Origin of the sequence: Pseudomonas sp. zfem001 (assembly GCF_032621725.1) — a bacterium.
In the GTDB taxonomy this organism is placed as follows: Bacteria; Pseudomonadota; Gammaproteobacteria; order Pseudomonadales; family Pseudomonadaceae; genus Aquipseudomonas; species Aquipseudomonas sediminis.
Window position 1 is genome coordinate 80,759 of the sequence record NZ_JAVYJI010000004.1, and the last position, 12,040, is coordinate 92,798.

General features: G+C 64.3%; 10 protein-coding genes. 5 read left to right on the forward strand and 5 right to left on the reverse strand.

What is annotated here, in order from left to right; genetic code table 11:
• Positions 1–141: 141 nt before the first annotated feature.
• A complete protein-coding gene (gene ybaL, locus RTH74_RS14760) occupies positions 142–1,872 on the reverse strand; it encodes a YbaL family putative K(+) efflux transporter (protein WP_316915140.1) in 1,731 nt (576 codons plus the stop codon).
• 281 nt (positions 1,873–2,153) lie between these two features.
• On the opposite strand from ybaL, the gene RTH74_RS14765 reads away from it, so the two are divergent.
• Positions 2,154–2,897, forward strand: coding sequence for an SDR family oxidoreductase (locus RTH74_RS14765; RefSeq protein WP_316915141.1), 744 nt, complete (start codon positions 2,154–2,156; stop codon positions 2,895–2,897).
• Between the two features lie 73 nt (positions 2,898–2,970).
• Here the strand turns inward: RTH74_RS14765 and dkgB are convergent, their stop codons facing one another.
• Complete coding sequence (dkgB, locus tag RTH74_RS14770; RefSeq protein WP_316915142.1) at positions 2,971–3,774, reverse strand: 2,5-didehydrogluconate reductase DkgB; 804 nt, start codon at positions 3,772–3,774, stop codon at positions 2,971–2,973.
• 204 nt (positions 3,775–3,978) lie between these two features.
• Here dkgB and RTH74_RS14775 point away from each other — a divergent pair, with 204 nt between their 5' ends.
• Entirely contained in the window at positions 3,979–4,872 is an 894-nt protein-coding gene (locus tag RTH74_RS14775; RefSeq protein WP_125834728.1) for a LysR substrate-binding domain-containing protein, read from the forward strand.
• Between the two features lie 69 nt (positions 4,873–4,941).
• On the opposite strand, the gene pbpG is transcribed toward RTH74_RS14775, so the two are convergent.
• The gene (pbpG, locus tag RTH74_RS14780; RefSeq protein ID WP_125881591.1) at positions 4,942–5,844 is read right to left on the reverse strand and encodes a D-alanyl-D-alanine endopeptidase; all 903 of its coding nucleotides are present in this window, start codon (positions 5,842–5,844) and stop codon (positions 4,942–4,944) included.
• A gap of 113 nt (positions 5,845–5,957) precedes the next feature.
• Positions 5,958–6,878: a choline sulfate utilization transcriptional regulator gene (locus tag RTH74_RS14785; protein WP_316915143.1), complete on the reverse strand. Its 921-nt coding sequence runs from the start codon at positions 6,876–6,878 to the stop codon at positions 5,958–5,960.
• A 113-nt stretch (positions 6,879–6,991) separates the two neighbouring features.
• Here RTH74_RS14785 and betC point away from each other — a divergent pair, with 113 nt between their 5' ends.
• From betC to RTH74_RS14800, 3 genes are read left to right on the forward strand one after another with little or no spacing between them, the layout of a single operon-like run.
• Positions 6,992–8,500 (forward strand): choline-sulfatase, encoded by a 1,509-nt coding sequence (gene betC, locus RTH74_RS14790; RefSeq protein WP_316915144.1) that lies wholly within the window; start codon positions 6,992–6,994, stop codon positions 8,498–8,500.
• Positions 8,501–8,549: 49 nt separating this feature from the next.
• Positions 8,550–9,470 carry a choline ABC transporter substrate-binding protein gene (gene choX, locus RTH74_RS14795; protein ID WP_316915145.1) on the forward strand — a complete coding sequence of 307 codons (921 nt, stop codon included), beginning with the start codon at positions 8,550–8,552 and terminating at the stop codon, positions 9,468–9,470.
• Between the two features lie 58 nt (positions 9,471–9,528).
• A complete protein-coding gene (locus RTH74_RS14800) occupies positions 9,529–11,100 on the forward strand; it encodes a SulP family inorganic anion transporter (protein WP_316915146.1) in 1,572 nt (523 codons plus the stop codon).
• A gap of 55 nt (positions 11,101–11,155) precedes the next feature.
• Here RTH74_RS14800 and aroE read toward each other — a convergent pair whose 3' ends face one another.
• Positions 11,156–11,977: a shikimate dehydrogenase gene (aroE, locus tag RTH74_RS14805; RefSeq protein ID WP_316915147.1), complete on the reverse strand. Its 822-nt coding sequence runs from the start codon at positions 11,975–11,977 to the stop codon at positions 11,156–11,158.
• Between the last annotated feature and the right edge of the window lie 63 nt (positions 11,978–12,040).

Here is a 12,040-nt window from a genome sequence, read left to right on the forward strand (position 1 = left end):
GCGAACGAGCGGCGCAGATGCTACTGACTTTCAGGTGCTTTGTGGGCACGGATGACGCAGATGCCATCTCGTCGATCACCGGACAATCGCCACGAAAAAGCCGCTGAAGGGTCGCCCCTCCAGCGGCTTTACCATCGTCTGTCAGTGACCGTGCGCCGGGCTGCTATCTGCGTGCGGCTGAGCCGGGGCGAACTTGGACAGGACGTGGTCCTTCATCCCGCGCGCCAGTTCTTCCTCGTCGAAGAACACCTCGCCGAAACCTTCACGGCGGAAAATTTCCACTGCATCGGCGCTGTGCGTACGGATCACGACTTCCACCTGCGGGTTCAACGCCCGCGCAGTTTCGACCATGCGCTGCACGTTCAGCGGATCGGGCGTGGCGATCACCAGCATCGATGCCTTGGCGATGTGCGCCTGGATCAGCGTACCCGGCTCGGCCGAGTCACCGCTGACGGCGGCGATGCCCTGACCACGGATCTGCTCGACCCGCTCGCGATTCTGCTCGACCACGACGAAAGGAATGCCGCGCTCCAGCAAGGCCTTGGCAATACGTCGGCCGACCCGGCCGTAGCCAACCACTACCACTTGCCCCTCGAGGTACTTGCGCTCGGTGCTGGCCGGCAGCACCGCCAGCGGGTCTTCACGAAACTCGAGGCGTCGAGCCAGAGCCGAACGTCGCAGAGCCAGCTCTTTGATCGGTTTGATGCAGGCAAACACCAGCGGATTGAGAGCAATCGAGATCAGCGCGCCGGCCAGCACCAGGCTCATGCCCTCAGCCGACAGCAGGCCCAGGTCCTTGCCCAGCCCAGCGAGGATGAAGGAAAACTCGCCGATCTGCGCCAGGCTCGCCGCCACGGTCAGTGCCGTGCTCAGGGGATAACGGAAAGCCAGAACCAGCAGCGCCGCTGCCAGGCCCTTGCCGACGATGATGATGGCCACCACGGCCAGCACACGCAGCGGCTCTTCGACCAGCACGGCCGGCTCGAACAACATGCCAACCGAGACGAAGAACAGGACCGAGAAAGCATCACGCAGCGGCAGCGACTCTTCAGCCGCACGGTGCGAGAGGTCCGACTCGCGCATCACTGTACCCGCGAAGAAGGCACCAAGCGCGAAAGACACATGGAACAGCACTGCTGCGCCGTAGGCGATGCCAATGGCGGCGGCAACCACGGACAGGGTGAACAGCTCGCGCGAGCCGGTCTTGGCAATCTGCAGCAGCAACCAGGGCAACACGCGGCGCCCGACCACCAGCATCAGTGCGATGAAAACAGCCACCTGCAACAGCGTCATGCCCAGCACCTGCCACAGCGGCGTGCCGATATCGGCACCGACTACCTTGCCGCCGAGCATGCCAGCCAGTGGCGGCAGCAGTACCAATACCAGTACGGTGGCCAGGTCTTCCACCACCAGCCAGCCTACGGCGATGCGGCCATTCATCGAATCGGTGATGCCGCGCGTTTCCAATGCCTTAAGCAGCACCACGGTGCTGGCGCAGGACAGCGACAGCCCGAGCAACAGGCTCTCGCCGAAAGTCCAACCCCACCAGCTGGCAACACCGAGGCCAAGCACGGTGGCCATGCTCATCTGCACGACCGCGCCGGGCAGCGCGATCTTCTTCACCGCCAACAGATCTTTCAGGGAGAAATGCAAACCGACGCCGAACATCAGCAGCATCACGCCGATCTCGAGCAACTGCGGGGCCAGTTCCATGTCCGCAACGACACCTGGGGTCGCCGGACCCAGCGCGATACCCGCCAACAGATAACCCACCAACGCCGGCAGCTTCAGCTTTTCTGCGATAAAGCCAAAGATCAGAGCCAGGCCGAAGCCACCGGCCAACATGGTGATGAGGGATATGTTGTGCTCCATCGCACCTCCTGCTAATCGAGTTTGCCTGCCACTGCACCTGCGCCGCGGCCATATATTTCTTTAAAGAATAAGAAGCGAATCTTATATCACGCTTTCAATTCTCCAATTTTTTCACTCGACTATTCATTCAGGCAGCGTTGTGCAAAGTATTAACGGGATGACTACAGCGGCCGTCATAGACGCGCTGCTGCCGCGCACGCCATTCATCGGAAGACTCACGCCGTGGCGGGCCCGGCGTAAATCCGGCAACCTGAATACAAGCACAAGAAAGGAGTCCAGCCATGAGCAAGAACCTGCTAATCACTGGCGCCAGCCGAGGCATTGGTCGCGCAGCTGCCCTGCTGGCTGCCGCTGACGGCTGGGCAGTCGGCGTGAACTACCGCAATGACCGCGCCGCCGCCGATGAAGTGGTGGCGCAGATCGAGGCCATGGGCGGCAAGGCCGTCGCGCTGCCTGGCGACGTTGCCAATGAAGAGGACGTGCTGCGCCTGTTCGAGGCCATGGACCAATTCGGTCCGCTGCACGGCCTGGTGGTCAATGCCGGCATCGTCGCCCCACCCATGCCGCTGCTGGACATGAGCAGCGAGCGGTTGCGCCGCATGTTCGAGGTCAACGTACTGGGCAGCTACCTCAGCGCACGCGAGGGCGCCCGACGCATGGCCCGCAGCCGCGGTGGTAATGGGGGATCGATGGTGCTGGTGTCATCGGTAGCCGCCAGCCTTGGCTCACCCTTCGAATACGTCGACTATGCCGGCGCCAAAGGTGCCATGGATGTCCTGACCCGCGGCCTGGCCAAGGAGTTGGGCGGCGAGGGCGTGCGGGTCAACGCCGTGCGCCCGGGGCTGATCGACACCGAGATTCACGCCAGCGGCGGCCAACCGGATCGCGCCGAGCGCCTGGGCAAGGCGACACCGCTGGGACGCGCCGGACGCGCCGAGGAAGTCGCCGAGGCGATCGTCTGGCTACTCGACGACAAGGCCAGCTACACCACCGGCGCGCTGATCGATATAGCTGGCGGCAGATAGAAACCAGAGTCGCGGCTAAAGCCCCTCCCACACATTCGTGGTCAGGTGCGCCGCGCGCACCAACACGAACGGCTCAGTCCCAACGCGGTGCGAAGCCCGGGTTGGCGACGCGCTCGCCACGCTCCAGAGTGGCGATGGCGGCCATATCCTCTTCGCTCAAACGCAACTCGGCAGCGACCAGATTGGCCGCCAGATTCTCACGCTTGGTCGAGGACGGAATCACCGCATAGCCCTGCTGCAGCGACCAGGCCAGGGCGACCTGTGCCGGGCTGGCGCCGTGGGCTGCGGCGATACGCTGGATCACCGGCTCGGCCAACACCTTGCCGTAGGCCAGCGGCATGTAGGCGGTGAGGTGGATGCCCTGCTGCCGGGCGAATTCCACCAGCTTGCGGTTCTGCAGCAGCGGATGGATTTCCACCTGGTTGGTAGCGATCTCCTCCACACCCACCGCATCGATGGCCTCGCGTAAATGAGCGATGGTGAAGTTGGACACGCCAATCGCAGCCGTCAGCCCCTGGCGCTTGGCCTCCAGCAGCTCGCCCAGGTACTGCGCCACCGGGATCTCGTCGTTCGGCGACGGCCAGTGGATCAACGTCAGATCGACCCGTTCCAGGCCCAGGCGCTGCAGGCTCTCCTGCAAGCTGGCGATCACTCGGCCGTTGCCGAGGTTCTCGGTCCAGATCTTGGTGGTCACGAACAACTCGTCGCGCGCCACGTTGCTGGCGGCGATGGCCTGGCCGACTGCGGCCTCATTACCGTAGATCTGTGCCGTGTCGATATGCCGGTAACCCAGCTCCAAACCCGTGCGCACCGAGTCGATGGCGATCTGATCCTTGAGGCGGAAGGTGCCGAGGCCGAAGGGGGGAATGAATTTCATGACGAAGATCCTCACTGGTGGTGAATGGATGGCCGATCAGCAGATCGACAGGGACTGAATGATTCGGCCTGACTCAACGGGTAAAAGTTGCAGGCCCGGGATTAAGGGCGAGCAGCAGGCAGGCTTGCTGGCGAGCAGTATCCGCGCCAGACTCATGCGGAAAAACCTACCAAGCCAGCAAACACCTTTGACTGAAGAGCAACAATGAAGACCAGCCTGGAAGAAATGCTCGCCTTCGTCAGCGTGGTCGACTGCGGCTCGATCAGCGCCGCCGCCGAGCAGCTCGAACAAACCGCGTCCGGTGTCAGCCGTGCCCTCAGCCGGCTGGAAGAAAAACTCGCCGTCACCTTGCTACGCCGCACCACCCGGCGCCTGGAGCTGACCGAGGAGGGTGAGGTGTTCCTGGCCCAGGCGCGGCGCATCCTGGCCAGCGTTGAGGAAGCCGAGGAGCAGATGACCCTGCGTCGCCAGGCACCGTCCGGGCGCTTGCGCATCAACACCGCCTCGCCCTTCATGCTGCACGTGATCGTGCCGCTGATTGGCGATTTCCGTGCGCTCTATCCACAGATCGAACTGGAGCTGAACAGCGACGACCGCATCATCGATCTGCTTGAGCGCCGCACCGACCTGGCCATTCGCATCGGCAACCTGCCAGACTCCAGCCTGCACGCCCGGCCGCTTTACCACAGCCGCCGCCGCGTACTGGCCAGCCCCGACTACCTGCGCCAACACGGCAACCCGGCGCGCACCGAAGACCTGGCCGGACACAGCCTGATCGGCTTCACCGAACCGGACAGCCTCAACGAATGGCCGCTACGCCACGCCCTCGGCGAGCGCTGGCGCATCACCCCGAGCCTGCGGGCCTCCAGTGGCGACACGATTCTCGAACTGGCCCTGGCCGGCGAAGGCCTGGTATGTCTGTCGGACTTCATGACCGATGCCACCCGTGCCAGCGGCGCGCTGGTAGAAGTTCTGGCCGAGCAGCGCGTGGAGGTGCGCCAGCCGATCAACGCGGTGTACTACCGCAACACCGCGCTGGCGTCGCGCATCACCTGCTTTCTCGATTTTCTCAGCGAGAGGCTGGGCTCCCCGCACTGACGCAGCACGACAGCACAACGAAAAAGGGCGACTCAATGAGTCGCCCTTTTTTGCATCATCAGCCTGAGGTCACTGTGCGGCCTGCAGACTCCACTCGGCCAGCTTCTGCTGCTTGTAGCTGAGCGCCGCAGCCGGCACCGGAGTGACCTTGCCAGTCTCCATCCAGCGCTTCAGGCGGTTGGCGTCGGCCATGTGGGTGTACTTGCCGAACGCACCGAGCACCACGAAAGCTACCGGGCGGTTGGCGATGGTCGTGGCCATCACCAGGCAGCGGCCTGCAGCGTTGGTGAAGCCGGTCTTGCTCAGGTTGATGTTCCAGTCCGCCTTGCGCACCAGTGCGTTGGTGTTGCGAAAGCCCAGGGTGTAGTTGGGCTTGCGGAAGGCCACCGTGGCTTCGGAGTCGGTGCTGAACTGGTGAATCAGCGCATACTGGTTGGCCGCCTTGACCATCAGCGCCAGGTCGCGCGCGGTGGCGACATTCAGTTCGGACAGGCCGGTGGGCTCGACGAAATGGCTGTTGCGCATGCCCAGTGCCTTGGCCTTGGCGTTCATCGCTGCAACGAAGGCACCATGGCCGCCCGGGTAATGGTGCGCAAGGCTGGCGGCGGCGCGGTTCTCCGAGGACATCAGCGCCAGGTGCAGCATCTCGCGGCGGGTGATCTCGCTGCCGATACGCACGCGGGAGAACACGCCCTGCATCTCATGGGTGTCACGGATGGTGATCGGCAGCACCTCGTCCAACGGCAGCTTGGCATCGAGCACCACCATGGCGGTCATCAGCTTGGTGACCGAGGCGACCGGCAGGCGCAGATCCGGATTACTGGAATAGAGCTCCTGGCCAGTCTTCAGGTCGATCAGCAATGCGCTACCAGCGGCCAGCTCCTGCTTCGGCTGGGCCGGCGCGGCCTGGAGGTTCGAAACAACAAGGCTGCCGCACAGCAGCAGGCCCAAAATCGAATGACGGAGTTTCACGGTTCACTTCACCGGTTGGAGTGTGGGGGCCGCTGGCAGGTGATAAAAACGACCGGCTAGAGCGGCGGCGAACAGTATAGAGACTCACGTCTCGCTGTTGCAGTATGGCCCGATCAAACGCTCGCTGCCGACGAATCCAGCTCGGCCTGCAACCAGTCGACGAAACGCGCGGTCAGGCGCTGACGACGCTTGCGCTCGGGCAGTACCAGGTAATAGCCAAGTGCCGAATGCGCCTCGGCATCACCCAGACGACAGAGCAGCCCCTGAGCCAGAAGTTCATCCACCAGATGGCGCCAGCCGATGGCCACCCCTTGCCCGGCAATCGCCGCCTGGATCAACAGGGTGTAGTTGTCGAAGCGCAGCGCGCCGGGCGTTGGCAGGCTGGCGATACCCAGCGCGCGAAACAGACCATCCCAGTCGAACCAGCGCGAACGGTGCTCGGGGCGCAGGTGCAGCAACGGCAGGTCGACCAGCGCTGAGATCGGCAACGGCGGCTGACGCTCGCCGAGCAGGCGCGGGCTGCACACCGGGAACACCTCCTCGCGAAACAGCAGGCGTGCCTCGCCGTGCTTGAAACGGCCATCACCAAAGCGGATCGCCACGTCGATGTCGCTGGGCACCGTGGCAGGGTCACGCTCGCTGGTGATCAGGCTGACGTCCACCTCCGGGTACAGCCGATTGAAACGCTGCAGGCGCGGCATCAACCAGTAAGCGGCGAAGGCGAAGTCGGTGGCCACCTGCAGCACCTCATGCTGCTGCCGTGCGGTGACAGCAACGAGCCCGGCATCGAGGCTGGCCAGTCCCTCCTGCACATGGGCCAGCAACAGCTCACCGGCTTCGGTCAGCACGATCCCGCGATAGACGCGGTCGAACAGGCGCGTGGCCAGTTGCTGCTCCAGACGCTTGATCTGCTGGCTGATAGCCGGCTGGCTGCTGCCCAATTCACTGGCGGCGGCGGTGAAACTGAGCTGGCGCGCGGCCGACTCGAACACCCGCAACGCGTCGAGCGACAATCCATCGATGGCTTTAAACATAAGCTCTGCTTATCCAAGGCATGTGTCGCAGCTGGGTTTACCCTGCTGTTGTTCTACCGGAATCATGGAGCCAGCACTGTCGCATAAACCAACAGTATGGAATAGCCGCCACCATGAAGCGCCCGAACATCCTCTTCATCATGGCCGACCAGATGGCCGCGCCGATCCTGCCACTGCACGATGCCGCCTCGCCGGTGCAGATGCCCAACCTGATGAAACTGGCCGAGCAGGCCGTGGTGTTCGACTCGGCCTACTGCAACAGCCCGCTCTGCGCGCCGTCGCGCTTCACCCTGGTCAGCGGGCGGCTGCCCTCGAAGATCGGCGCCTATGACAACGCCGCCGACTTCCCGGCCGATGTACCGACCTATGCCCACTACCTGCGCCGCCTCGGCTACCGCACCGCGCTGTCGGGCAAGATGCACTTCTGCGGCCCGGACCAGCTGCACGGTTACGAGGAACGCCTGACCAGCGACATCTACCCGGCCGACTACGGCTGGGCGGTGAACTGGGACGAGCCGGACGTGCGCGCCAGTTGGTACCACAACATGTCCTCAGTGCTGCAGGCCGGCCCCTGCGTGCGCAGTAATCAGCTGGATTTCGACGAGGAGGTGGTGTTCAAGGCGCGCCAGTACCTCTACGACCATGTGCGCATGACACCGGATCAGCCGTTCTGTCTGACCGTGTCGATGACCCACCCGCACGACCCCTACACCATCCCGCGCGAATACTGGGATCGCTACGAGGATGTGGACATTCCTCTGCCGCGCCAACACCTCGAGCAGGCCGAGCAGGACCCGCACTCGCAGCGCATCCTCAAGGTCATCGACCTGTGGGACAAACCACTGCCCGAGGACAAGATTCGCGACGCCCGCCGCGCCTATTTCGGCGCTTGCAGCTACATCGACGACAACATCGGCAAGCTGCTGAAGACCCTGGAAGAGTGCGGCCTGGCCGAAGACACCCTGATCGTCTTCTCCGGCGACCATGGCGATATGCTTGGCGAGCGCGGCCTCTGGTACAAGATGCACTGGTTCGAGATGTCCGCCCGCGTACCCCTGCTGGTGCACGCGCCGAAGCGCTTCGCCGCGCACCGGGTCAGCCAGTCCGTTTCGACCCTCGATCTCTTGCCGACGCTGGTTGAACTGGCCGGCGGCCAGGTCGAGCAGGGGCTAGAGCTGGAGGGCCACTCGCTGCTGCCGCACCTGCAGGGCAAGGGCGGCCATGACGAAGTGCTTGGTGAGTACATGGCCGAAGGTACGGTCAGCCCGCTGATGATGATTCGCCGCGGCCCCTGGAAATTCGTCTATTCCGAACAGGACCCGCTGCTGCTGTTCAACCTCGACAGCGACCCGCAGGAGCGCCGCAACCTCGCCAACTGCAGCGAGCACAAAGGCATCCTCGCCGGCTTCCTGGCCGAGGCCCGCGAGCGCTGGGACATCCCGGCCATCCACGCCGCCACCCTGGCCAGCCAGCGCCGCCGCCGTCTGGTGGCTGAGGCCCTGAGCCAGGGCAAACTGACCAGTTGGGATCACCAGCCAATGGTCGACGCCAGCCAACAGTACATGCGCAACCATATCGATCTCGACGACCTGGAACGCCGAGCCCGTTTTCCTCAGGTATGAACCTTTACCGACTGCCGCCCCCAAAACAGAAGAAAAAAGGAGAGACGCCATGAACCGATTCAGCGTGCTACTACTCACTGCAGCGCTCACCAGTGCCTGCAACGTCTGGGCCGAGGACGCCGCCTGCGCCACGGTCAAGCTGGGTGACCCGGGCTGGAGCGACATCGCCGTGACCAACGGCATCGCCAGCTTCCTGCTCGATGGCCTCGGCTACAAAGCGGAAAGCCAGACCCTGGCCGTACCGATCATCTTCGCCGGCCTGCAGAAGGGCCAGGTCGACGTCTTCCTCGGCAACTGGATGCCGGCGCAGCAGAGCAACTACGACAAGTTCGTCGCCAGCGGCGAAGTGGACAAGCTGGCGCAGAACCTCGCAGGTACCGAGTACACCCTGGCGGTCCCGACCTATGCCTATGAGGCCGGGGTGAAGACCTTCGCCGATCTGGACAAGCATGCCGACAAGTTCGGCAAGAAACTCTACGGCATCGCCTCCGGCTCGCCGGCCAACGAGTCGATCAAGCAGATGATCGCCGCCGACGAGTTCGGCCTGGGTGACTGGAAGCTGGTGGAGTCCAGCGAACAGGCGATGCTGGTGCAGGTCGGCCGCGCGGTGAAACGCGATCAGTTCGTGGTCTTCCTCGGCTGGACCCCGCACCCGATGAACGTTCAGTACGACATGAAGTACCTGAAAGGCGGCGAGAAATATTTCGGCGATAGCGGCGAGGTCAACACCCTGGCGCGCAAGGGCTACGCCGCACAGTGTCCCAACGTCGGCAAGCTGCTGAGCAACCTCGCCTTCACCCAGGAAATGGAGAACAGCATCATGGATCAGGTGCTGAGCAAGCAGGCCAGCAACGACGCTGCGATCAAGGCCTGGCTGCAGGCCAACCCGCAGGTGCTCGATGGCTGGCTGGACGGCGTGACCACCCGCGACGGTGGCGACGGCCTGGCCGCCGTGAAGGCGCGGCTTTGAATTAACCGCGGCAAGTGAGTAGGGTGGAGTCGCCCGCGGCCCACCCTCGACCCGAACCATGCGCCTACCTGACCGACAGACCCTGCTGCCGTTTCTCCGCTGGTTGCCTGGCACCAGCCGCAAGACCCTCGGCAATGACCTGCTGGTGGGCCTGACCGGCGCCATCCTGGCTCTGCCGCAATCGCTGGCCTATGCGCTGATCGCCGGATTGCCGGCTGAATACGGCCTGTACGCGGCCATCGTACCGGTGATCATCGCCTGCCTGTGGGGCTCCTCCTGGCACCTCATCTGCGGACCGACCGCAGCCATCTCCATCGTCCTGTTCACCAGCGTCAGCCCCATGGCACGCATCGGCAGCGACGAATTCATTGCCCTGATCCTGCTGCTGACCTTTCTTGCCGGGCTGTTCCAGTGGCTGCTCGGCCTGCTGCGCTTCGGCGCGCTGGTGAACTTCGTCTCGCAGTCAGTGGTGCTCGGCTTCACCCTCGGCGCGGCACTGGTGATTGCCATCGGGCAGATGCCCAATCTGCTCGGCGTCGAAGTCGCCAGCCAACCCACGGCGCTGACCAGCCTGCTGCAGATCGGCCAGCACCTGCCGCAGGCGCACTGGCCCAGCGTGGCCCTGGCGGCCTTCACCCTGCTGCTCAGCCTGATGGTGCGGCAGCTCTGGCCAAAGTTGCCTGCACTGCTGATCGGCCTGGTCTGCGGCAGCCTGCTGGCCTGGTTGCTGCCGGCACGTTTCACCGCTGACATCGCCCTGGTGGCGCCGTTCGAAGGTGGTCTGCCGCCTTTGACCCTGCTGAGCTTCGACCTCGACGACGTGTTGCGCCTGCTACCGGCAGCGGTAGCCTGCGGCATGCTCGGGCTGGTCACCAGCCTGTCCATCGCCCGCGCGCTGGCGGTGAAATCGCACCAGTTCCTCGATGCCAACCAGGAAGTACGCGCCCAGGGCCTGTCGAACATGCTCGGGCCGTGGTTTTCCGCGTCGCTGTCGGCCGGCTCCTTCACCCGCTCGGCGCTGAACCTGCAGGCCGGCGCACGCACGCCGCTGGCCGGGGTGTTCTCGGCGCTGCTGGTGGCGCTGTTCGCGGTGTTCGGTACGGCACTGCTGACGCATATCCCGTTGCCGGTGATGGCCGCCGGTATCCTGCTGATTTGCTGGGGCCTGGTGGATCTGCCAGCGATCCGTGCACTGCGCAAGGTCAGCCGCGCCGAGTTCATGGTGATGCTGCTGACCTTCACCGCCACCCTGGTGCTGGAGCTGCAGACAGCGATTTATGCCGGCGTGCTGGCCTCGCTGTTCTTCTACCTCAAGCGCACCTCACAGCCACGCGTGCGCCTGTGGCACGACGGCGACGACGAGGTGCTGCGCATCGACGGCTCGATCTTCTTCGGTGCCTGCCAGTACATCCAGCAACTGCTGCAACGCAGCCGCGGGCAGCGCCTGGTAATCGACGCGCGGCACATCAACTTCATCGACTACGCAGGCGTGGAAATGCTGCACCAGGAAGCGCGCCGTTTGCAGGCACTGAAGCGCAGCCTGGTGCTGCGCCAGGCACGGCCGCAGGTGGTAGAGGAAATCCTCAAGCTGGAGGGCGCCGAGAGCTGCCCGGTGTTGTTCGAGGATTGAGTGACCTGCGCCACAGCCAGCCGTAGGGTGGCGCTCATCACGAGCTATGGGAGATTCAGCCGGCCAGTTGACGACGCAGCTCGGCCAGCACCGGTGCAGTGTCAGGGCGCACGCCACGCCACAGCTCGAACGCCTCGGCGGCCTGCTCGACCAGCATGCCGAGGCCGTCCAGGCAGCGCGCCGCACCCTGCTCGGCGGCCCAGCGATTGAAGGCGGTCGGTTCCTTGGCGTACATCATGTCGTAGCAGAGGGTATGACCGGGCTGGATCAGGCTCGGCGCAATCGGCGGCAAATCACCACCGAGACTGGCGGAAGTGCCGTTGACGATCAGGTCCACCGGCGCATCGATCCAGTCGAAGCCAGCGGCGACCAGCGGGCCGAGATCAGCGAACTCACGCGCCAGTTGTTCGGCCTTGGCCACGGTACGGTTGGCGATCACCAGCACCGCCGGCTTCTGCGCCAGGAAGGGCTCGAGCACGCCACGCACAGCGCCACCCGCACCGAGCAGCAACACGCGCTTGCCCGCCAGGCTGAAACCGGCGTTGTCCTGCAGGTCGCGGGTCAGGCCGGCACCATCGGTGTTGTCACCCAGCAGGCGACCGTCCTCGAGTTTCTTCAGGGTATTCACCGCGCCAGCACGGCGCGCACGCTCGGTGAGTGCGTCGCAGAGGCGGAAGGCCTCCTCCTTGAACGGCACGGTGACGTTGCCGCCCAGACCGTCGGCGAAGAAGGCGCGGGCATTGCCAGTGAAGTCGTCCAGCGGAGCCAGGCGTGCCTGGTAGTCGAGCACCTGGCCAGTCTGCTCGGCGAACAGGCGGTGGATCAGCGGTGATTTGCTGTGGCCGATGGGGTTGCCGAAGACGCAGTAGCGGTCCATGGAAAGTCCTGTAACGGTAGAAATCTACGAAACTGACGCCGTCCTGTAGGAGCCCCGCCTCGG